Annotated in this window: 22 protein-coding genes; 13 read left to right on the top strand and 9 right to left on the bottom strand. The window is 69.6% G+C overall.

Annotated elements, in window-relative coordinates:
* The first annotated feature begins 26 nt into the window (after nucleotides 1–26).
* Nucleotides 27–1,115: an aldo/keto reductase gene (locus tag ACLQ3B_RS05625; protein WP_425777925.1), complete on the top strand. Its 1,089-nt coding sequence runs from the start codon at nucleotides 27–29 to the stop codon at nucleotides 1,113–1,115.
* Between the two features lie 69 nt (nucleotides 1,116–1,184).
* Complete coding sequence (locus tag ACLQ3B_RS05630) at nucleotides 1,185–1,958, top strand: class I SAM-dependent methyltransferase (RefSeq protein WP_425777927.1); 774 nt, start codon at nucleotides 1,185–1,187, stop codon at nucleotides 1,956–1,958.
* 110 nt (nucleotides 1,959–2,068) lie between these two features.
* Here ACLQ3B_RS05630 and ACLQ3B_RS05635 read toward each other — a convergent pair whose 3' ends face one another.
* Together ACLQ3B_RS05635 and ACLQ3B_RS05640 are read right to left on the bottom strand one after the other, a co-directional pair.
* A complete protein-coding gene (locus ACLQ3B_RS05635) occupies nucleotides 2,069–2,230 on the bottom strand; it encodes an NmrA family NAD(P)-binding protein (RefSeq protein WP_425777929.1) in 162 nt (53 codons plus the stop codon).
* Entirely contained in the window at nucleotides 2,227–3,120 is an 894-nt protein-coding gene (locus ACLQ3B_RS05640; protein WP_425777931.1) for an NAD(P)H-binding protein, read from the bottom strand. The genes ACLQ3B_RS05635 and ACLQ3B_RS05640 overlap by 4 nt, the downstream gene beginning before the upstream one ends.
* A gap of 804 nt (nucleotides 3,121–3,924) precedes the next feature.
* Between ACLQ3B_RS05640 and ACLQ3B_RS05645 the strand changes: the two genes are divergently transcribed.
* From ACLQ3B_RS05645 to ACLQ3B_RS05655, 3 genes are all read left to right on the top strand, one after another.
* A complete protein-coding gene (locus ACLQ3B_RS05645; RefSeq protein ID WP_425777932.1) occupies nucleotides 3,925–5,073 on the top strand; it encodes a cytochrome P450 family protein in 1,149 nt (382 codons plus the stop codon).
* A gap of 92 nt (nucleotides 5,074–5,165) precedes the next feature.
* Nucleotides 5,166–6,476, top strand: a complete 1,311-nt coding sequence (locus ACLQ3B_RS05650; protein WP_425777934.1) for an activator-dependent family glycosyltransferase — start codon at nucleotides 5,166–5,168, stop codon at nucleotides 6,474–6,476.
* Nucleotides 6,469–7,191, top strand: a complete 723-nt coding sequence (locus tag ACLQ3B_RS05655) for a class I SAM-dependent DNA methyltransferase (RefSeq protein ID WP_425777936.1) — start codon at nucleotides 6,469–6,471, stop codon at nucleotides 7,189–7,191. Before ACLQ3B_RS05650 ends, ACLQ3B_RS05655 begins: the two co-directional genes overlap by 8 nt.
* Before the next feature lie 9 nt (nucleotides 7,192–7,200).
* On the opposite strand, the gene ACLQ3B_RS05660 is transcribed toward ACLQ3B_RS05655, so the two are convergent.
* From ACLQ3B_RS05660 to ACLQ3B_RS05685, 6 genes are all read right to left on the bottom strand, one after another.
* A complete protein-coding gene (locus ACLQ3B_RS05660; RefSeq protein ID WP_425778062.1) occupies nucleotides 7,201–7,794 on the bottom strand; it encodes a dTDP-4-dehydrorhamnose 3,5-epimerase family protein in 594 nt (197 codons plus the stop codon).
* The gene (locus ACLQ3B_RS05665; RefSeq protein ID WP_425778063.1) at nucleotides 7,791–9,215 is read right to left on the bottom strand and encodes an NDP-hexose 2,3-dehydratase family protein; all 1,425 of its coding nucleotides are present in this window, start codon (nucleotides 9,213–9,215) and stop codon (nucleotides 7,791–7,793) included. Before ACLQ3B_RS05665 ends, ACLQ3B_RS05660 begins: the two co-directional genes overlap by 4 nt.
* A 181-nt stretch (nucleotides 9,216–9,396) precedes the next feature.
* Entirely contained in the window at nucleotides 9,397–10,242 is an 846-nt protein-coding gene (locus ACLQ3B_RS05670; RefSeq protein WP_425777938.1) for an NAD(P)H-binding protein, read from the bottom strand.
* Between the two features lie 82 nt (nucleotides 10,243–10,324).
* Nucleotides 10,325–10,987: a class I SAM-dependent methyltransferase gene (locus tag ACLQ3B_RS05675; RefSeq protein WP_425777940.1), complete on the bottom strand. Its 663-nt coding sequence runs from the start codon at nucleotides 10,985–10,987 to the stop codon at nucleotides 10,325–10,327.
* Nucleotides 10,980–11,912: an SRPBCC family protein gene (locus tag ACLQ3B_RS05680; RefSeq protein ID WP_425777942.1), complete on the bottom strand. Its 933-nt coding sequence runs from the start codon at nucleotides 11,910–11,912 to the stop codon at nucleotides 10,980–10,982. The genes ACLQ3B_RS05675 and ACLQ3B_RS05680 overlap by 8 nt, the downstream gene beginning before the upstream one ends.
* A 94-nt stretch (nucleotides 11,913–12,006) precedes the next feature.
* Nucleotides 12,007–12,786 carry a cyclase family protein gene (locus ACLQ3B_RS05685; RefSeq protein ID WP_425777944.1) on the bottom strand — a complete coding sequence of 260 codons (780 nt, stop codon included), beginning with the start codon at nucleotides 12,784–12,786 and terminating at the stop codon, nucleotides 12,007–12,009.
* 174 nt (nucleotides 12,787–12,960) lie between these two features.
* Between ACLQ3B_RS05685 and ACLQ3B_RS05690 the strand changes: the two genes are divergently transcribed.
* The 8 genes from ACLQ3B_RS05690 (at nucleotide 12,961) to ACLQ3B_RS05725 (ending at nucleotide 19,641) form a co-directional block, all read left to right on the top strand.
* Nucleotides 12,961–13,401 (top strand): nuclear transport factor 2 family protein, encoded by a 441-nt coding sequence (locus ACLQ3B_RS05690; protein ID WP_425777946.1) that lies wholly within the window; start codon nucleotides 12,961–12,963, stop codon nucleotides 13,399–13,401.
* A gap of 62 nt (nucleotides 13,402–13,463) precedes the next feature.
* Nucleotides 13,464–14,231 carry an SDR family NAD(P)-dependent oxidoreductase gene (locus ACLQ3B_RS05695; protein WP_425777948.1) on the top strand — a complete coding sequence of 256 codons (768 nt, stop codon included), beginning with the start codon at nucleotides 13,464–13,466 and terminating at the stop codon, nucleotides 14,229–14,231.
* 111 nt (nucleotides 14,232–14,342) lie between these two features.
* Nucleotides 14,343–14,681, top strand: a complete 339-nt coding sequence (locus ACLQ3B_RS05700; RefSeq protein ID WP_425777950.1) for an antibiotic biosynthesis monooxygenase family protein — start codon at nucleotides 14,343–14,345, stop codon at nucleotides 14,679–14,681.
* A 6-nt stretch (nucleotides 14,682–14,687) separates the two neighbouring features.
* The gene (locus tag ACLQ3B_RS05705) at nucleotides 14,688–15,956 is read left to right on the top strand and encodes a beta-ketoacyl-[acyl-carrier-protein] synthase family protein (protein WP_425777952.1); all 1,269 of its coding nucleotides are present in this window, start codon (nucleotides 14,688–14,690) and stop codon (nucleotides 15,954–15,956) included.
* Nucleotides 15,953–17,197, top strand: a complete 1,245-nt coding sequence (locus ACLQ3B_RS05710; protein ID WP_425777954.1) for a ketosynthase chain-length factor — start codon at nucleotides 15,953–15,955, stop codon at nucleotides 17,195–17,197. Before ACLQ3B_RS05705 ends, ACLQ3B_RS05710 begins: the two co-directional genes overlap by 4 nt.
* Nucleotides 17,194–17,478 (top strand): acyl carrier protein, encoded by a 285-nt coding sequence (locus tag ACLQ3B_RS05715; RefSeq protein WP_425777956.1) that lies wholly within the window; start codon nucleotides 17,194–17,196, stop codon nucleotides 17,476–17,478. The genes ACLQ3B_RS05710 and ACLQ3B_RS05715 overlap by 4 nt, the downstream gene beginning before the upstream one ends.
* Nucleotides 17,479–17,893: 415 nt before the next feature.
* Nucleotides 17,894–18,805, top strand: coding sequence for an ATP-binding cassette domain-containing protein (locus ACLQ3B_RS05720; RefSeq protein WP_425778065.1), 912 nt, complete (start codon nucleotides 17,894–17,896; stop codon nucleotides 18,803–18,805).
* On the top strand, nucleotides 18,802–19,641 hold the full coding sequence (locus ACLQ3B_RS05725) for an ABC transporter permease (RefSeq protein WP_425777957.1): 840 nt from the start codon (nucleotides 18,802–18,804) through the stop codon (nucleotides 19,639–19,641). Before ACLQ3B_RS05720 ends, ACLQ3B_RS05725 begins: the two co-directional genes overlap by 4 nt.
* A gap of 178 nt (nucleotides 19,642–19,819) precedes the next feature.
* On the opposite strand, the gene ACLQ3B_RS05730 is transcribed toward ACLQ3B_RS05725, so the two are convergent.
* Nucleotides 19,820–21,094: an activator-dependent family glycosyltransferase gene (locus ACLQ3B_RS05730; protein ID WP_425777958.1), complete on the bottom strand. Its 1,275-nt coding sequence runs from the start codon at nucleotides 21,092–21,094 to the stop codon at nucleotides 19,820–19,822.
* Between the last annotated feature and the right edge of the window lie 19 nt (nucleotides 21,095–21,113).

A 21,113-nucleotide genomic window follows, 5' to 3' on the forward strand; every position in this document is an offset into this window, starting at 1 on the left:
ACGTCGACCTCAAAGGGGATATCTGCATGGAACTCACCGGACAGCACGGAACCCATCCGGTCGACGCGAGTGGCATCGGCGTCTCGAGCCAGGCTCAGGGCGATCGGTCGGCCCAGGTGGACCACGATCGGTTCTACACGCAACTGGGGCGTACCGGCCTGAGGGTCAGCCGCCTCGCCCTCGGCACGGTGAATTTCGGTGGGCGGGTGGAAGAACCCGAGGCCCACCGGCTCATGGACTACGCACTGGCCAACGGCATCAACCTCCTTGACACCGCAAACCTGTACGGCTGGCGCGCCTACAAGGGTTACACCGAGGAAGTTATCGGACGATGGCTGCTGGCGAAACCCGCGCGGCGGGACGAGGTCGTGCTGGCCACCAAAGTCGGCAACGAGATGGGAACGGGGCCCAACGACCGGGGCCTGTCCGCCCGGCACATCATTGCGTCGTGCGAGGCGTCGCTACGGCGATTGCGCACTGATTGGATCGACCTTTACCAAATGCACCGGACCGACTGCGCAGTCGGCTGGGAAGAGGTGTGGCAAGCCATGGAACAGCTGGTCAGCCAGGGAAAAGTCCGTTATATCGGCTCCTCCAACTTCGCCGGCTGGAACCTCGCGGCAGCGCAGGAGTCCGCCCGCAGCCGGCACTTCCTAGGACTGGCTTCCGAGCAGTGCCTATACAACCTGACGACACGGTTCGCCGAAACGGAGGTGCTGCCAGCGGCGCAGGCATATGGCATCGCCGTGCTCGTTTGGTCGCCCCTGCATGGCGGACTGCTCGGCGGCGCGGTCCGCAAGCTGGCCGAGGGGACCGCGGTCAAGTCAGCGCAGGGCCGCGCACTCGCCGCACTGAACGACCAGCGCGACACCATCGTGCAGTACGAGCGGTTGTGCGACGAGATCGGCCGCGACCCCGCCCAGGTTGGGCTGGCGTGGGTGCTTTCCCGCGCCGAGGTCACCGCCGCGGTCATCGGGCCTCGGACGACAGAACATGTCGACGGCGCGATAGCAGCGCTGGAGGTGTCTCTGTCCGAGTCGGAGTTCGCCAGGCTCGACGCCTTGTTCCCGCCTATAGGCCGGGGCGGGCCCGCACCAGAAGCATGGATTTCCTGATCCCCGTCGCTGCCGCATCACACGCCCGCCCATCGGATCCGGAGTTGTATACCGAGAAAGGGAACCCGTATGACAGAGGCGCAGTACAAGAATCCGCAGTATTTGCCGCACGAGTCATCACTGGAAAAGAAGGTGCGTGAGCGGCTCACAGAACTGCTGACAGAGACGCCCATGCCACCCAAGTATCTGATCGACAATCTCCCGGTGTATCTACGGCGCCATCAGCTCGCCGATCTGCTGACCATGGATGCGCTTTACCGCATGCTCCCCGAGATCCCCGGCGTGATCATGGAATTCGGCGTCCTGCACGGACGCCATCTCGCTATTCTGTCCGCACTGCGTAGCCTGTACGAACCGTACAACTCCTTCCGCCGGATCATCGGTTTCGACACCTTCACCGGATTTCCCGACCTCTCCGAAATCGACCAGGTGAGCCCGAGCGCGGCCGTCGGCAGGTTCGCCGTCCCCGACCACGAAGTGGACCACCTGCGCGACGTGCTCGCCGCGCACGAGTCAGGGGACTCGGTCTCGCACGTACAGCGGACCTTTGTGGTCCAGGGAGACGTACGGGAAACTGTCCCGCGCTATCTGGCGGAAAACCCGGAGACGGTCATCGGGATGGCCTTCTTTGATCTCGACCTATACGAGCCGACTCACGAATTGCTCCAAGCGATCCGTCCCCACCTCGCCAAGGGCAGCATCATTGCCTTCGACGAACTCGGGCATCCCAGATGGCCTGGCGTAACCGCCGCGCTCCGTGAGGTTTTCGGCCTCGACCAGATGGTGCTGCGGCAGCTTCCCCACCGTGAGCAGCCCGTGATCTACTTGAAGTGGGGCGAGTGAAATTCATCGCCGAGCCGGCGCTGACCACGGATGATGCGCTGCCTTCCGATCATCGAACAGCTCTGCAAGCATGTGGGCGTAGGTGGTCCGCCATGACGACCGCTACCTGATTACGTCCGAGGCTGGCGGGGCAATCGCTGCTGCGTCGTCCGCGGAAGGCTCGACGCCGTCGGCGTCCGCGTGGGTGCGCGGACCCGATGGCCGGTCCTCACCAGTGCGGTGACGACGTGTCGGCCCACCATGCCGGTGGCACTCGTGACCAGAATCGTCATCGCGTCACCTCCAGCCGGAAGTCGGCGGCGTGATCGTTGGCCCACTGGGCGAACGTGCGCGGTGGTCGCCCCGTCACCTGCAGATAGGTGTCCGTTGGCGGCAGCGCACCCGTCCCGTCGATCGCGTCGGCGAGCAGTGCGATCATCCAATCGGCGGTTTCCTCATCGAAGCCGTCGCGCAGCCACTGCCTGCGCGCCTCGGCCGGATCGAGTTCCTCGAACCGCAGGTGCACGCCGATGGCGGCACCGATCGCGGCGACCTGCTCCGCCTGCGAGACCTTCGCCGGGCCGGTGACGGTGTATGCAGCACCGACATGGTCGTCGGTCAGCAGCGCCGCGACCGCCAGGTCAGCGACGTCGGCCTCGTGGACCACCGGGTAGCCAGCGGCCGCGTACGGCCCGCGCACCACCCGTCCGGTCCGGATCTGGTCGGCCCACCGCAGCGCGTTGGCGGCCAACAGGCCCGGCCGCACATGGGTCCACTCAGCGCCGGAGGCCTCCACCAGCAGTTCCAGCCCGCGGTGCGTCTCCCGCTCCTCGGTCAGGTGCCGCCCGAGAGCGCCGTTGCCTCCGGTTCCGGGTGCGAACCCGGCCGCCGCCGCGGAGTGCACGACGAACCGGGTGACGCCGGCCTTGACCGCCTCATCGACGAACCCGTGGTCGGTCGCGGCGTACACGAAGGGGAACAGGTACACCGACTGCACTCCGTGCAGCGCCGCTCGCCAGGTCTCGGGACGTTCGAAGTCTCCCTGGACCACCTCGGCACCGTCCGGCAGCCGGCCTGTCCGCGGCCGGCGGGTCATCGCCCGCACCGGTCGCCCGGCCCGGGCCAGTTGGGTCACCACGTGGCGACCCACGTTTCCGGTCGCTCCGGTTACTAGGATTGTCACGATGCTCTTTCTCGAGTACCTGGAGTGGGGCAATAGACCGCCGCCGCGAATCCACGGCCCAGGGCGCGGAGGCGGTCACCACGCAGGCTAGGCGAGATTCCAATGTCGCATATGTACGACATGCGAGGCCACCGCGGTCCGATTGTGTCGGTGTTCCGGATGGCGCGGGTACTCCCCAGGCACGGCGATGCTCCGCCGGTGCGCTGCGCGCCGCCAGGGTCGACACCGCCCGGCTGCTCCACCTCAGGGCCCGGCATGAGACAGCCGTGGGCCAGGAACACTTGACCGCCCCGGAGTTGGTGGTGCTGAACTGGGCTCCACCGACTGCGCCGGGCAGAGGTCGTCGTGCACCGGTTGGAGCTCGTCCGCGGTCTCGGCGGCCTTGTCTTCGGAGACCAGCAGTATGCCGATGTGGAAACGTAGGTCGAGCGCCGTGGGGGAGTCGTCGCCGGAGGCGGCGCGTACGTGCTGCCGGTGGAAGCGACCAGATCCTTCAGTTCCTTGTCGGCCTCGTGGAGCGCCGGTAGATCCGTTCGAGGTCACCGATCAGCACTGCGGACTGATTGTGGTGGCGGCTGACCCGCAGGGCATCTGCAAGGTGGCGAAGAGAATTTGAGCCTGGCGCCAGCTCGGAATCTGCCCGGCCGCCTGCGGTGTCCACCACGTCTGTAGCCAGATCCGAGAGCCTGTTATCAGGGTTCAGACTTGTGAGACACCTTTCATCAATCCCTTCAGGTAGCGGCACGTCCCTGACCGGGCGGTGCCAGAGGATCTCCAGCCATCGGTCGCGCAGGGGGTGACGAGATGGTGATCGATGACGGCAGGCGACGTCGTCTGCAACTCGTCCAGGGACTGCAGTGGTTGCGCGCGGCGGGAGGCGACCCCTTCGCCGCGCTGCTGCGCGACCACGACGAGGACCAGCCGGCCCTGTACGCCCGCCTCCGCGAGCGTGGCCCGATCTGGCGGAGCGACACCGGGACGTGGGTGGTGGCCAGGCATGGCGCCACCGCGGCGCTCATGGCCGACCCGGCGTTCGAGGCGCGGCTGTGCGACTGGCGCCCACTCGGCATGCCGGTCATGCCGTTGACCGAGCGGGACCTCGGCCTGCAGCCGGAACAGCGGGCGGTCCTGTCGGACCTGGCCCGGTCATGGGTGGGGGAGGCCGCGCTGACACGGCACGAGCCCCGGTTGACGACGGCCGCCGGACGGACGCTGGACCGGTTCGGCGGCGAGGAGCTCGATCTCGCCGCGGTCGCGGCCGACATGTCGATGGCCATGCTTACCGAATTGCTGGCGCTGCCGGCGGCCTGTGGGCCGCGGCTGGCCGAGCAGGCCTCGCGCGCCGCACCGGCCGTCGACAGTCTGCTCTGCCCCCAGGGTCTGCACGGCACGGATGAGATGTTGACCGCCATCGACGATCTCCGTGAACTGTTCGACGGGCAGCCGCTGCACCTGGTGCTCGGGCTGGTCGGAGCCCGGATCTGCGTCGATCTGCTGTGCAACGCGCTGGTCGCGCTGCTGGCCGAACCGGCGCGCTGGACGGAGCTGCGCGCGGAGCCTGGCCGCGCGGCGGCGATCGTCACCGAGACCCTGCGGTACGACCCGCCGGTCCGGGTGCAGCTGATGGTCGCCGTCCGGGACACCACGGTCCACAGTGCCAAAATCATGGCGGGTGACCAGGTCGCGCTCCTGATCGGCCCCGCCAACCGTGATCCCGATGTCTTCGAGGCACCCGACACCTTCAGGCCCGGTCGCCCGCCGGCACCCGGCGGGGCGGTGCTGGTGCCCGGCTGGCCCGGAGCGTTGTTCCTGCCGCTGGCCCGCGCCCAGGCGGCGGTTGCGCTCACCGCGCTGGTCACCCGGTTTCCCGGCCTCACGGCAGCCGGACCCGTGGTCCGGAAGGTGCGGGCGCCGGTCAGCCACGGCGTCCGCAGACTGCCCGCCCGTACTTAGGCACCCGCGCCCGCCGCGAACCAGGTGGGCGCAGGGCCGCAGCGCCGCGCCCGGACGTCCCGGCCGACGTACGACACGGAAGGTAGCCAGCCATGAAGGTGCTGTTCACCTGTTTCGCCGCCCCGACGCACTACTACTCGCTCGTGCCGCTCGCGTGGGCACTGCGCTCGGCCGGACACGAGGTTCGGGTGGCGAGCCAGCCCGACCTGGTCGACACCATCACCGGCGCCGGGCTCACCGCGGTCCCGGTCGGCCGGTCGGGTTGGTTCGGGATCGATCCGTGGGCACCGGAGCTGCTCGGGCAAATCTTCCCCGGCAGCCTGGACCTGGTACGGGACTTCGACTACACCGGCGACTCCCCGCACACCTGGAACTGGCGGGCGCTGCTGGAGCTCGAACACGTCGCCAGCTCTGCCATGTACGCCACGATGAACAGCGACCCGATGATCGACGGACTCACCGAGTTCGCCACCGGATGGCAGCCGGATCTCGTGGTCTGGGAGATGTACACCTTCGCCGGCGCGATCGCGGCCCAGGTCTGCGGTGCGGCTCACGCGCGATTCCTGTGGGGCCCGGACATCGCGCTGCGCGCACGGCACGCGATGCTCCGACTGGCCGAGGAGCGGCCGCCGGAGCATCGCGACGATCCCACCGCTGAGTGGCTGACGGCCAGCCTTGCCAGGCACGGTGCCCATTTCGATGAAGAGATCGTCACCGGGCAGTGGACCATCGACATCACGCCGCCCAGCATGCGGCTCGACGTCGACGTGCGGACCGTCGGCATGCGCTACATCCCGTACGGCGGGCCGGCCGTTCTCCCCGACTGGTTGCGCACGCCGCCGGAGCGCCCGCGGATCTGCCTGACGCTCGGCCTCACCAGCCGCTCCGACGGCCAGCCGGTCAGCGCGCTCGACGAGGTGCTCGGCTCGGTCTCCCTGGGCGACCTGCTCGAGGCGGTCCGCGATCTGGACGCGGAGGTCGTCGCGACCCTCGACCCGGACCAACTCGGCGAGATCCGGTTGCCGGACAACGTGCGGGCCGTCGGGTTCGTACCGTTCAACGAGCTGCTGCCGACCTGCGCAGCCGTCCTACACCAGGGAGGTAGCGGCACCCGGTCCACCGCGGAGGTGCACGGTGTGCCGCAGCTGATGCTCACCGACCCGTGGGACGCGGTTCGCGGCCAGGCCGTTGCCCGGTGCCAGGCGGGGCTCACCCTGCCCCGGGCCGAGGTCACCGCCGACCTGCTGCGCGACGGCCTGAACCGGCTGCTGAAGGATCCGTCGTTCACCGAGGGGGCGCGTCGGGTGCAGCAGGAGGTGCTCGCCGAGCCAAGCCCCAACGATCTCGCGCCGCTCCTGGTGGAGCTCACGGAGTCCCGTCGAGCCGGAGGCTCGCATGTATGAGGCCGACTTCGCCGACGTCTACGATCTGATCTACCGGCACCGCGGCAAGGACTACCGGGCCGAGGCGCACTACCTCGCCGAGCTGGTGCGTGGCCACCATCGCACGGCGCGGTCCGTCCTCGACGTGGCCTGCGGCACCGGCGGGCACCTCTGCCATCTGCGTGACTGGTTCACCGTCGCCGATGGTCTGGAGATCTCCCCGGAGATGCTGGCCATCGCCCGCCAGCGGCTCCCGGAAGGCTGTCTGCACCAGGGTGACATGCGTGATTTCGACCTCGGTCGCCGGTACGACGCGATCACGTTGATGTTCAGCTCGATCGGCTACGTGACCGACAAGGCCGACCTCGACCGGACGCTGGCCTGCCTGGCCCGGCACCTGACACCGGGCGGCGTGGTGGTCATCGAGCCGTGGGTCTTCCCGGACACGTTCGTCTCCGGCTATGTCTCCTCGGACCTGGTCCGCGACCACGAGTGCGGGCGGACCATCGCCAGGTTCTCGCACTCGGTGCGCGACGGTGATGCGGTGCGGATGACGGTGCACTATCTGACGGGCGACGCCGGCGGGCTCCGGCACCTCAGCGACACGCATCGGCTCGCGCTGTTCACGCGGGAGCAGTACGAGGACGCCTTCGCGCAGGCGGGGTGCCCGGCGGAGTTCATCCGCCCGGAAGGCTGGTTCAACCGTGGCCTGTTCGTCGGGGTCAACCTGGGATGACGCGTCGGCTCATCCGGGCTCGGCCCGGACACACTCGGCGTAGTTCGGCAGCAGATTCCGGCTCGCCGCCTCCGCCAGCGTCGGCGCGGCGAGGTCCCGCGGGGAGCGCATGAGGGTCGAGGCGGGCGGCAGGTCCAGGCCGAGCGCCGGGTCGAACGGATCCAGGGCGTGCTCACGCTCGGGCACGTACGCGCCGGAGAGCAGGTACGACACCACCGTGTCGTCGGCCAGCGCGAGGAACGCGTGCCCGACCCCGATCGGCAGGTACAGCGCACGCGAACCGTCGCCGTCCAGGATGACGGTCTCGTGCCGGCCGAAGGTCGGTGACCCGACGCGCAGGTCGATCACGATGTCTTGGAAGCGCCCGTGGGCGCACCAGAGGTACTTCGCGCGCCCCGGTGGGGCCGCGGTGTAGTGCACGCCACGGAACACTCCCCGCCTGGACGTGCTGACACAGGCCTGGGCGACCGAGAACAGCGGTCGCCCCACCCCCTCGGCGAAGGCCGCCTGGTCCAGCGGAGTGGTGAACCGGCCCCGCTCGTCCGGGAAGTCGGGCACACAGAACTCGAACGCCCCCTCGACGGCGAGCCGGCGGACCGTCACGGCCGCCCCGCCCGGTCGGCCGCCGGGCGCACCCCGGTGACGCTGTGCAGGCACGCCACGAGGCTTCGTGCCTGAACGTTCAGGTAGTGGCTGTGCCGGAGGAGGCCGACCATCTGGTGCAGCGTCATCCAGCGGAAGTCCGGGTGGTCGAAGGCCGCGTCCGGGTCGGTCTCCACGATCATGTAGCGGTTCCTGGCATGGTAGAAGCGGCCACCCTCCTCCGACAGGATCGTGTCGAAGTGGATGCGCTCGGGTGGTGCGTCCAGCACCGCGTCGATGAAGCGTGGGCGCGCGGCCGGCGGCAGCACCGTGTAGTTGCCGGGGGTGCACTGCACGGTCGGCGCCAGCTCCACCACGTCCACATAGCCGGGCTCGGCGCGGGTGTGCACCAGTGCGTGCAGGACGCCGTGGATGCGGGCGACCAGAAAGGCGACCAGACCGGTGCCGACGGGCGCGATCAGGGGCTGCGCCCAGCTGCCGACCTCCCGGGTGCCGCTGCGCACCGCCACCCCCATGATGTCGAAGTAGCGCCCGGACTCGTGGGAGATCCGGCCGTCGGTCTTGCGCCACCCGGGCAGGTGCTTCAGCGGAACCTCGCGGGTGAAGATGTCGGTGTGGCTGCGCGCTTCGGTCACCCAGCTCAGGATGTCGCCCACCGAGTACAGGCTGCCCCGGTCGTCGCTGCACGAGGCGAGCAGCGCGTCATGGAACTCGTCTCGGCCGGCCGGCAGGGCACCCGCCAGACCCGGTCCGGCGAACGGCATGCAGGACAACACGGTACGGGCGTCCATGTTGACCAGATCCTCGGCGTGCAGCAACCGGTGCAACTGGCCGAGGGTGACCCAGCGGAAGCCGTCGAGCAGCTGCACCTCCCCGGTCACCTCGACGATCATGTTGCGGTTGCGCTTCCGGCGGAACCACGCCCCCTGCTCCGACTGGCGGACGTCGGCGATGACCCGGTGCGGTGGGGCGTCCTGGAAGTACTCCAGGTAGGGCACGGCTTTTCCGCCGTGCACCATGGTGTAGTTGCTCCGCGTCGCCTGCACGGTCGGACAGATCTGCAGTCCGTGGTAGTTGCCCGGCTCGGTTTTGCCTTGAATGAGGCAGTGCAGGACGCCGTCGAACTGCTTGACCAGGAAGCCGAGGATGCCGACCTCCGGCTGGCTGATGATCGGCTGACTCCAGCGCGGCACCGGCGCGCCCGGTACGTGCACCTCGAGCCCTTCGATGGTGAAGAACTTGCCGCTGTCGTGCCGGATGACACCGGTGTCCTGGTCGGTGCTCCAGCCGTCTAACTCGTCGAGCCCGACCTGCCGCACCTGCATGGTGCGTCGGGAACGTAACGCGTCAAGCCAGCCATCGATCTCTGCTGCGCCTGATTCGGCCCCGGCGAGCACGGACTCCGCGATGCGTATCGGCATGGCGGTGTCGTGGTTCGGGCGCGGGGCGGTGCCGGTTCCATGATCTGTGCGCACCGGGAAGCTCCTCCGTCGTAGCAGACTGCCGGTTGCTCCACATACGACGGTGGCAGGAGCCGCTCGAGGCCGGTCGAACGCTGGGTCGAGCCTGGCTCGACGCCGGGTTCCGGGCACGCGGCCGGGATCAGTGCGCCGGCGCCGCCTCGGACCGGAAGTCCGCGGCATGGTCGCTGGCCCACTCGGCCAGCGACCGGGGTGGCCGGCCGAGCACCTCCTGGACGGTCGGCAGCACCGGCTCCGGGTTGTCGACCGCCTTGGCCCAGAGCCCGAGCATCCACTCGGCCACGTAGCTGGGCAGCGCGTCCTGCACGCTCGCCCGCCATTGCTCCGGGGTCAACTCCTCGAAGCTGACCGGGCGGCCGATGGCCTGGCTGATCGCCGCCACCTGTTCGGATTTGGTGAGACATTGCGGGCCGGAGAGGGTGTGGATCCGCCCGTCGTGTCCGTCGGCCAGCAGCGCGGTGGCGGCCACCTCGGCGACGTCCACCTCGTGCAGGGGCGCCTGCCGCGCGGCCTCGTGCGGCGCTCGCACGACACCCTCGGTACGGATGGCGTCCGCCCAGTCCAGCAGGTTGGCGGCGAACATGCCCGGGCGGATGTGGGTCCAGGCCAGCCCGGAGTTCTCCACCACTTTCTCGGCGGCGCGGTGGAAACCGCCGATCATGTCGCCGTCGATGGCGGCGGTGGCCGTCGACAGGACGACGATCCGCCGCACCTGCGCCTTCCTCGCGAGGTCGACGACCTCCTCGGTCGCTCCGCTGACCACCAGATACAGCTGGTCGACATCCTGGAAGGCCGCCTCGAGCGTGTCCGGCTGTTCCAGGTCAGCGCCGACGACCTCGACCTGCGCCGGCAGCCCGGCATGCTCCGGCCGTCGGGTGAGCGCCCGCACCTGCACGCCTCCGGCGAGCAGGCGGTCGACGACGTGGCGGCCGACCGTACCGGTGGCTCCGGTCACCAAGATCTTCACAAATGTGCTCCTTAATCCGGATTTCCCACGAGCATAACAGCGGGCACCGATCCATTGAGGACCGAAAGTCCACCGCTGCGCTTCAGGCCCGCGCCTCGAACAGGGCCACGGACCCGTGGACGATGAGGCGGTGGTCGGTGAACCTGCTGGCCAGCTCGGCCGACAGGCCCTCCAGGGAGTCGCCGCGGTTGCTGAAGGTGCCCCTGTCGTTGAGCGTGTCCAGCAGCCGCCGCGCCGCCTTGCTGTGGCGCACCCCGTCCATCAGGACCGTACTGCCGAAGATCCGGCCGCCGGGCACGACATGCGCGCGGGCGTGGTCGAGGACCCGGGCCTTGCGGGCCATCTCACCCGGCAGGCAGTGCAGCAGGAAGTTCAGCCCGGCTGAGTGGAACGGTTCGTCGTCGAGCGCGAACGGCGAGAGCACGTTGCGCTGGAAAGTGACAGGCTGGAACCGCCGCAGCCGGGTGGCCGCCTCGACCAGCACCGCCGAATTGAGATCGACAAGCGCGATGCGGGGCCGCGGGGAGCTGTGCCGGCACTTGTCGAGAAAGTATCCGGTCCCCGGACCGAGGTCAACGTGCCGCGAGCCGATGTTCCGCTCGTACCACTCGAGCATCACCGACGGGTCGCAGCGCCAGACCTGCCGGGAGACTTTCTCGAGCACCACGGCGTCGTACTCGGCGAGCCATTCCGGGGTGTAGACGGCCGTCCCGGCAAGGGTTTCGCGCGCCGTCGGCTCAGACACCGCCGCGCTCCTCGGCATAGGCCTTGGCCAGCCGTAGGTTGCTCATGCTGTTCGTGCTGAGCACCCGACGCAGGTAGCGGCGGGCGTCGAGCACGGTGGTGCCGGGGCCGAGGATCGGCAGCGCGTCGGGCTTGATCGTGGCGGTGTGCCGGGCCGCGAGGATGAAGCCCTCCCGGGTGGGCGTGAACTTCCAGTGCCCGGTGTGGCCGTCGAGCAGCTTCGGCAGGTGGATCTGCTTGTAAACGATCACGTTGCCGGCCAGGCAGATCCGCACTGACCTGGTGGTGTGCGCCGAGCCGTCCGGGGTCTGGGTGTCCATGTCGAAGAACTGGACGCCCGGCGCCGGCTCCTCCAGGGTCAGGCGGGAGACGTGCGGAATGCGCTCCGGCCACTTGTCGGCCTCGTACAGGTAGTTGTACGCGTCCTCGAGCGGGCCGGCCACGAAGAGCGGGTCCTCGAAGTCGACGACCAGGTCCCGTCGCTCCTCGCTGCGCGCGGCCGCGTCGGCGAACCGGTCGACCAGCTCGCGGAGCTCACGCTCGAACCGCTCCGGGTCGTAGCTGCCCGGACCGGACACCGTCTGCTCGGCCCGGATCTCGGCGGATCCCGCGGACAACGACAGGAAGGCGAACTGGCCGCGCGAAGGAGCCGCGTCCGGTCCCTCGGGATCGAACTCGAAGCTGATCCGCAATTCGTCCCGGTGGAACCGCCAGCGCGCCTGCCACGAGCGTACGGTGTGGTCGTCAATGACCCACCAGTGCCGGTACACCTCGGCCCCGTCCTGGTGCCCGAGCCGCTCTGCGTGCACGGAGGGGCCGTGGAACTCGGGCCACCGGTCGAAGCCGGCCACCAGATCGAAGACCAGGGTCGCCGGCGCGTCGACGATGGTGGTGTGTTGGATGGTGTCCTGCTGCAGGGTCGGCACGGCTGCGATACCTCCATGTGGTCGGGAAGGCGACGATGTGTGAGCTCGAGACTCTCCGCGCCGGCTTGAGCGCCTGTGGAACCTCGCTGGACCGTCAGTCCTCGATGAGCGCGACCGCGCGCGCCCAGCCGGCACCGGCGCCGGTGATCTTCACCGGAAGGCAGGAGACGGTGAAGCCGGTCGGCCGGGGCAGGCTGCCGAGATTGGCGAGGCGTTCGATCTGGCAGTACTCGCGCCGACGGCCGGCGACGTGGGCCGGCCACAGCACCGAGCGGTCACCGGTCCGCCGGTACCGCTCGATGATGTCGCCGAACGGCGCGTCGAGGCTGAACGCGTCGGTGCCGATCACCCGCACCCCGAGATCCAACAACAGGTGCACGGCCGGGCCGTCCAGGCCGGCGAAGGTGGTGAAGTACTCGGGGGTGCCGATCCGTTTGTCGGCGCCGGTGTGCAGCAGCACGATCTCCATCGGGGCCGGGACGTGGTCGATCCGCGCGAACTCCTTCTCCAGGTGAGCCGCGCCCACCACCCCGACGCCGGCCTCGGTGAGGTCGAGCACGACCCCGGGTCGGTGGAACCAGTCCAGCGGCAGCTCGTCGATGTGCCGCGGGATCCCGTTGCCGTAGGCGGCTGTCGAGCCGTAGTGCGAGGGTGCGTCCACATGGGTGCCGGTGTGGGTGGTCAGCGTGATCCGGTCCAGCGAGAGGAACTCACCGTCGGGCAGTTCGTCCGGATCGAACTTGATGCCGAAGTGTTCCTGCATCTCCGCGCTCATGTGCAGTGCGCCCTCGCGCGGCGTGAGCACCTCGTGATGGATCGGATCCGGCTCGTAGGCTGCTCCGTCCACCGGGGCGGAGAGGTCGATGATGCGCACGGGCGCCTCCCGGGTCTGGATGGTGACACGGTCGTCGGCGATCCTCGCCGCCGTCGTTCGAGGCGCGGTACAGCCCTGCTCCAGCCGGGCCGTGATTCGAGCGGGTTTCGACGTGTGTGTGCGAGCGTTGCGCCGGACGGCGCCTGCCGCGATGACACGAAGTCGGGAGAAGCCATGGCCGTACCAACCGATCGAACGACCTACGCGACCCTCTACGCGGAAGTGCAGCAGTTCTACGCCGAGCACATCTGGTTCCTCGACGAAGGGATCGTCGAGGAAGCGGTGATGACGTTCACCGAGGACGCCACAATGCTTTCGCCGCCAAAGGTGCCCGAGCCGATCCGGGGGCGCGCCAACCTGCGGGCCGGCCTGCGCCGGGCGGCGGACGCGCTCGCCGCGGAGGGGATCCGCTACCGACGTTGTCACACCATGGTGTCGGTGGTACCGGAGCCCGGCGGGGACCTGCACGTCCGGGCGTACGTGCAGGTCGTGCGCACGCCACGGGGCGGGGCGTCGGTGCTGCACGCGATGTGCGTGTGCGAAGACGTGCTGGTCCGCGAGGACGGGCGGCTCAAGGTGCGTCGGCGAGTGGTGACCCGCGACGAACTGCGCTGACGCCTCGCCGGGCACCATCGCCGGTCGACCGCGCCTCGAGCGGCGGTGGTTAGCGTCGCGGCGTGAACGTTTCGAAGGACGGCACCGCACCCCGCGCCGTGGTGGTCACCGGGGGCGGCACCGGCATCGGTCAGGCCACCGCCCGAGCGTTCGCCGAGCACGCCGACCACGTCCTCGTGGTCGGCCGCACCGAGCGAACCCTGGTGGAGACCGCCGACGGCTACCCAACCATCCGCCCGCTGACCGCCGACATCACCGCGCCCGGCCAGGTGCGGCACATCGTGGACACCGCGGTGCGCGAGTTCGGCCGGATCGACGTGCTGGTCAACAACGCCTCGGCAGCAACGCCCGCACCGCTGGGGACGATCGAGCAACCGGCGGCCCTGGCGGACATCGAGGTCAACCTCCTGGCGCCGATCCTGCTCACACAGGCGGCGATCCCCGCCCTGGCCGCGACCGGCGGCACCGTGGTGAACATCAGCAGCGCGGGCTCGCTCGGACGCCGGGCCTGGCCCAACTTCTCGATCTACGGCGCCACCAAGGTCGGGCTCGACTTTCTGACCCGGACCTGGGCCGTCGAACTCGCACCTCAGGGGATCCGGGTGGTGGGCATCGCTCCCGGGGTGGTGGAGACCGGGATGGGCGTGCGGTCGGGCGCGACGCAGGAGGAGTACGCCCGCTTCCTGGAGTGGATGAAGACCGTCACCCCGCTGGGCCGGGTCGGTGCGCCGGCGGAGATCGCCTGGTGGGTTCGGCAACTGACGGCGCCAGAGGCCGGCTTCGCCACCGGCACGGTGCTGGCGGTCGACGGGGGAGCGAGCGTTGTCTGACCGGCCGGGCCGCAGCCGAGCCAGAATCGAGCTGACCGCTAGAGGCATCGGGCACCGTTTGCGGTAGGGGGCCGAACGCCGGTCCGCAGGCAACAACGAGGAGTGGTGCTGATGTCGAATCCACAACGGTTCGATGCGACCGGAAGCGGTGTCGTCACGTTCGTCAATACCTTCAGCGTGCACGGCTCGCCGGACGATTTCGAGCGGGTGTTCGCCGACATCTCCGAGTTCATGGCCAGCCAGCCCGGATTCATCCAGTACACGCTCTCCCGGCACATCGACGCGGACAAGCAAAATCGGTTCGTCAACATCGCCCTGTGGACCGACGTCGAGTCGTGGCGCAACGCCATCACCCATCCAGAATTCGAGGCCCATGCCAAGGAGATCCGCACCCGCTGCACCAACGAGGCGAACATGTACACGCCTCGGCAGAGCTACTCGGTGCGGTGATCCCGAATGAAACGTCGCGTCGTGATAACCGGTATCGGGGTCGTCGCACCGGGCGGCACCGGTGCCAAGCAGTTCTGGGACGTGATCTCCACCGGTCGCACCGCGACCCGCCGGATCTCCTTCTTCGACCCCGCCCCGTTCCGCTCGCAGATCGCGGCCGAGTGCGACTTCGATCCGGCCATGGAAGGGCTGTCCCCGCAACAGGTTCGGCGGATGGACCGGGCGGCGCAGCTGGCGGTGGTGAGCGCCCGGGAGTGCGTCGAGGACAGCGGGCTGGACTTCCGCACGCTCGACCCGGGGCGCGTCGGTGTGACCGTCGGCAGCGCCGTCGGCTGCACCATGAGCCTCGAACGGGAGTACGCCACGGTCAGCGACGGCGGTCGCAGCTGGCACGTGTCGGAGGAGTACGGGGTTCCGCACCTGTTCAACGCGCTGGTCCCGAGTTCGCTCGCCGCCGAGGTGGCCTGGGGCGTCGGTGCCGAGGGCCCGGTGGGCCTGATCTCCACCGGTTGCACCTCCGGCCTGGACTCGGTCGGGCATGCCGTCGATCTGATCCGGGAGGGCACGGCCGATGTGATGGTGGCCGGGGCGACCGACGCGCCGATCTCGCCGATCACCGTGGCGTGCTTCGACGCGATCCGGGCCACCACGCCGCGCAACGATGACCCGACCACCGCCGCCCGCCCCTTCGACCGCAGCCGCAACGGGTTCGTGCTCGGTGAGGGTGCGGCGATGTTCGTCCTGGAGGAGCTCGAGCACGCCCGTGGCCGGGGTGCGCACCCGTACGCCCAGATCGCCGGCTTCGCCAACCGGGCCAACGCCTTCCACATGACCGGGCTGCGGCCGGACGGTGTCGAGATGGCCGAGGCGATCCGGGTCGCCATGGCCGGGGCCGGGGTGGTTGCCGAGGACATCGACTACATCAACGCCCACGGCTCGGGCACCGTGCAGAACGACCGACACGAGACGGCGGCGTTCAAGCGGAGCCTCGGACAGGCGGCGTACGCCATCCCGATCAGCTCCATCAAGTCGATGATCGGTCACTCACTCGGTGCCATCGGCTCGCTGGAGATCGCCGCGTGCGCGCTGGCCATGCGGCACGGCATCATCCCGCCCACCGCGAACCTGCACGACCAGGATCCCGAGTGCGACCTCGACTACGTCCCGGTCCTGCCGCGCGAACGGCAGGTCGACACCGTGTTGACGGTCGGCAGCGGCTTCGGTGGCTTCCAGAGTGCGATGGTGCTGTGCCGGCCGGAGCGGAAGCGGCCGTGACCGCCACCGTGGTGACAGGGATCGGGGTGGTGGCGCCGACCGGGCTCGGTGCGGTGCGGCACTGGGACAGCACCGTGGCCGGGCGGGGCGCGATCCGCCGGATCACCGCATTCGACCCGGAACCGTACTCGAGCACGCTCGCCGGGGAGATCAGCGGTTTCGAGCCCGGCGAGCATCTGCCGCACCAGCTGCTGCCGCAGACCGACCGCGTGACCCGGCTGTCGTTGGTCGCGGTCGACTGGGCGCTGCAGGACGCGCAGCTGGACCCGGCCGGCCTGCCGGAGTACGGCATGGGCGTGGTCACCGCGAGTTCCGCCGGCGGTTTCGAGTTCGGTCAGCGCGAGCTCGAGAAGCTGTGGAGCAGGGGACCCGAGCACGTCAGCGCGTATCAGTCGTTCGCATGGTTCTACGCGGTGAACACGGGTCAGATCTCGATCCGTCACGGGCTGCGGGGCCCGAACGGGGTGCTCGTCACCGAGCAGTCCGGCGGGCTGGACGCGATCGCCCAGGCGCGGCGCCGGATCCGCGACGGGGCGGCCGCGATGATCTGCGGGTCGATCGACGGGTCGCCCTGTCCCTGGGGCTGGGTCGCGCAGCTGACCAACCGGGAGGTCAGCCGCTCCGGGGATCCCGGCCGCGCCTACCTGCCGTTCGACGTCGACGCCGCCGGTTATGTGCCGGGTGACGGGGGAGCGCTGCTCGTCCTGGAATCCGAGGCGAACGCCCGGGAGCGCGGTGTGCCCTGGTATGGCGAGGCGGCCGGTTACGCGGCCAGCTTCGACCCGCCGCCGGCCTCCGGCCGACCGGGCACGCTGCGCCGGGCGATCGAGGGCGCGCTCGCCGACGCCCGGATGGCGGCGGGCGACGTCGATGTCGTCTTCGCCGACGGTGCCGGGACACCCGGGCGCGACCGCGAGGAGGCGGCGGCGCTGCGGGCCGTGTTCGGGCGGTACGGGGTGCCAGTGACGGTGCCCAAGACGATGACCGGACGGCTCAGCGCCGGTGGGGCGGCGCTCGACGTCGCCACCGCCCTGCTGGCCCTGCGGAACGGTCTGATTCCGCCCACGGTCAACGTGCTGCGGCCGGTGCCGGACTACGAGATCGATCTGGTGACGCGACCGCGGCGGCGGCCCCTCAAGGTGGCGCTCGTGGTGGCGCGTGGCCGTGGTGGCTTCAACGCCGCGATGGTGTTGACGGGGCCCGGTGGCGACTCGACAACGGAGGGAAGGAAGCAGCCATGAGCATGTTGACGCTGGCCGAGCTGACCCGGATTTTGCGGGAGTGCGCGGGCGAGAACGAGGCATCCCCGTTGGACGGCGACATCCTCGACGCCCGTTTCGGGGATCTCGGCTACGACTCCATCGCGTTGATGGAGACCACGGGACGCATTCGCACCGACTTCGGGGTCGTGATCGACGACGACCTCCTAGCCCAGATCGGAACCCCGCGACAGTTGCTCGACCTGGTGAACCGGTCGATCGACCCGGCGGTTCTCGCCGACAAAGGGAGACGGGTTGGCTGACCCGTGCTCGCTGCTGTTCCGTCGGGGGGTGAATGACCCTTCGGCGCCGAACCGGAAGACGCTATCGAAGTCAAAGGGCCGAAACATGCCCAGAGTGACAACGGTCGATACTATGTGATTCCTGGCACCCCCACCTAGCAGGCAAGATGTCCGTCAGGCCGGGGATGTCGTCGACAGTACCTGCCGCCAGAGGCGCCTCAGATAGCACAATTCTTATGCCGTCAAGCGTTGCGCGAAAATCACACAGATTTTATCTCTGGCGATGACGGCTATGTGCGTTCCGCCCTGGACTTCGGTACCATCCCGCGGTGAGTGGGTCCGGACGACTATCGGCCGCGTGCAGGGAGTCAATGTGCATTCAGACTTTGCGATTCGAACCAACGGCTTGACGAAAGCCTTCGGCAAGACGAGGGCGGTGGACGGGATCGACCTCACCGTTACCGCCGGGAAGGTGTACGGATTACTCGGGCCGAACGGTGCGGGCAAGACCACGACCATCAGGATGCTCACCACGCTGCTGCCGCCGGACGCCGGCACAGCCGAGGTGTTCGGCCACGACGTGGTCCGCGAAGCCGAGACCGTCCGCGGGCTCATCAGCCTGACCGGCCAGTTCGCCTCCGTCGACGACACCCTGACCGGCCGGCAGAACCTCAACCTGCTGGCGCGGCTGACGGGGTACTCCCGGGCCGTGGCCCGGCAGCGGGCGGTCGAGCTGCTGGGGGCGTTCGACCTGGCCGACGCGGGCGACCGGATGGTCAGGACGTACTCCGGCGGTATGCAACGCCGGCTGGACATCGCCGCCAGCGTCCTGAGCGCTCCGCGGCTCATCTTCCTGGACGAGCCGACCGCCGGGCTGGATCCCCGCAGCCGCAACCAGGTCTGGGATGCCGTGCGGACGGTGGTGGCCGGCGGGACCACGGTCCTGCTCACGACCCAATACCTGGAAGAGGCCGACCAGCTCGCGGACCGGATCGCGGTGATCGACAACGGCGAGGTCATCGCCGAAGGCACGCCCGGCGAGCTGAAGGCCTCGGTGGGCGGCGGCGCGGTGCACGTCCGTCTGCTGGACGCGACGCAACGCCAGTTCGCGGAGCAGGTGTTGACGCGGGTGCTCGGGGCGCCGGTACGCCCGGACCCGGACCCGGCCCGGCTGTCGGTCAGCGCCTCCGATCCCGGCCGGGCCGGCGAGGCGCTCACCGCGCTGACCGCGGCGGGCGTCGCCGTCGCCGACTTCTCCCTCGGCCAGCCAAGTCTGGACGAGGTGTTCCTGACCCTGACTGCCGGTCCCGCCGGGATCGCCACCGGCGCGGAGGAGAACGCCGCATGAGCACTGTTTCCAAGACCCCTGCGCCCGTCGCCGCGCTCGACCCGATCCTGCGGACCCTTGAGCGGCCCCAGCCGCCCGGCGCCCTGTCCGCGACGCTGACCCTGGCCTGGCGGGCGGCGATCAAGGCGAAGAACACGGCGGTCGAGCAACTCTTCGACGCCATGATGATGCCCATCGTCTTCCTGCTGATCTTCAACTACCTGTTCGGTGGCGCGTTCGCCGGGTCGACCGACAACTACCTGCAGGTGTTCCTGCCCGGTGTCCTGGTCATGGCGGCGGTGATGCAGACCATGGCCACGGGCCACACGATCAGCCTTGACATCGCCAAGGGGATCTTCGACCGGTTCCGCAGCATGCCGTTCTGGCAACCGGCCAGTCTCGTCGGCACCATGGTCACCGATCTGGGGCGGTACCTGGTGACCCTCACGCTGACCGCCGTGCTCGGGCTGGCACTGGGATTCCGGCCGGGGGCCGGAGCCGTCGGCCTGGTACTGGCGATGCTGCTGATCCTGGCGTTCGCGTTCGCGTTCGCCTGGATCTTCACCACCGTCAGCCTGCTGGTGCGCAGCCCGGACTCGATCCAGGCGCAGAGCATGCTGCTGATGGCGGTGGTCTTCTGCAGCAACATCTTCGTGGAGTCGAGCACGATGCCCGGGTGGATCCGGGCGATCGTCGACGTCAACCCGATCAGCCACCTGGCCACCGCGGTGCGTGGCCTGGTGCACGGCACGGTGACCGCCGGGCAGATCGGCCTGGTCGCGCTGTCGATCGGCATCCTGCTGGTGGTCTTCGGGCCGCTCACCATGGTGCTGTACCGCAGACGGAAGAACGGCTGACCGGCCCGCGGCGGGGGGGCGCCCGGCGCCCGCCCGGCGGGGCGCCCCCCCCCCCCCCCCGCCCGCCCGCCCGCGGGCGGGGGGGGGGGGCGCCCCGCCCCCCCCCCCCGCGAGCCCCCGCCCGGCGCCCGCCCCCCCCGGGCGCCCGCGCCCCGCCCCCGCCGCTCCCGCACACCGCTCAGCGCGACCGGTGTGCGGCGGTGAGCTCCTCCAGCCGCGGCACGACGTCGACCGGGCTGGGCGTGGCCAGGAACTCGGCCCGGACTCGGGCGGCGTTCGCCCGGAAGGACGGGTCCTCGAGTAGGCGCACCAGGCTGCTGCGCAACTGGTGTGCCGTGAGCGTCGGCTCCTCCAGGACGATGGCGGCGCCCCGCGCGGCGAGCGCCCGGGCGTTCTCGGCCGAGTCCCACCACAGGTAGGTGGGGATCATCAGCTGCGGCACCCCGTGCGCCATGGCCAGCGCGATGGCGCCGGACCCGCAGTGGTTGATGACCGCCGAACAGGTGGGCATCAGCACGTCGAGCGGATAGAAGTCGAAGAGCCGGACGTTGTCCGGGATGTTCGTCACCGAGGTGAGCTGGTCCGCGTTCAGCGTGGCCACCACGTCCACGTCGAGGTCGGCGACCGCGTCGAACAGCTCCTGGTACGGAACCCAGTCGTCACCGGTCACCTCTCGTCCACCCAGGCCCGCGGTCAGGCAGATTCGGGGGCGGGCCGGTCGCTCCGGCAGCCACTCCGGCACGGGCGCGGCCCCGGTGTAGGGCACGTTGCGGACCGGCACGTCGTTCGGGCCGGTGCACAGCCGCAGCCACGGCACGGTGGTCGCGTCGAGGTTGAACTGACCGACGATGAGGTCCTCGCCGAACGTGCCGCCGGACCGCGCCACCGCAGCACCCAGCCACTCCGCCATCGGGTCCTCGCGCAGGTGCTCCGGCTGCTCGCTCCGCAGCCGGAGGAAGTGGCCCCGCATGCGGCCGATGAAGTCCTGGCCGTAGACCAAGCGGGCGTGCGCCGCGCCGCAGGCACGCGCGGCTACCGCTCCGGAGAAGGTCATGGTGTCCCACAGCACCAGATCGGGCCGCCACTCCCGGGCGTACTCCACGATGTCGTGCAGCACGGGGTCCGGGTTCAGGTGCAGGAAGATGTTTCGCAGATACCAGTCGAAGGTGCGGTTCACCGAGTCCCAGGTCAGCATCTCCGGACGATTCTCGCCCATGTCCACGCCGGCCCGGGCGTCCTCGTCCTGCCAGCTCCGGTCCTCCTGCATCTGCCGCGCCATCTCCAGCGGCTTGCCGACCGACACCGCCGGTAGGCTGGTTCGCGCGATGGTGCTGGCGAGGTCCGGCTGGCTCGCGACGCGTACCTCATGGCCGGCTGCGTGCAGCGCCCAGGCCAGAGACACCATCGGATACAGGTGTGAGCTCGCGGCGAACGTGTTCATGAGCACTCGCATCTCGGTCGCTCCCTCGATC

This window comes from Micromonospora sp. DT53 (genome assembly GCF_049841535.1).
Classification (GTDB): Bacteria; Actinomycetota; Actinomycetes; order Mycobacteriales; family Micromonosporaceae; genus Micromonospora.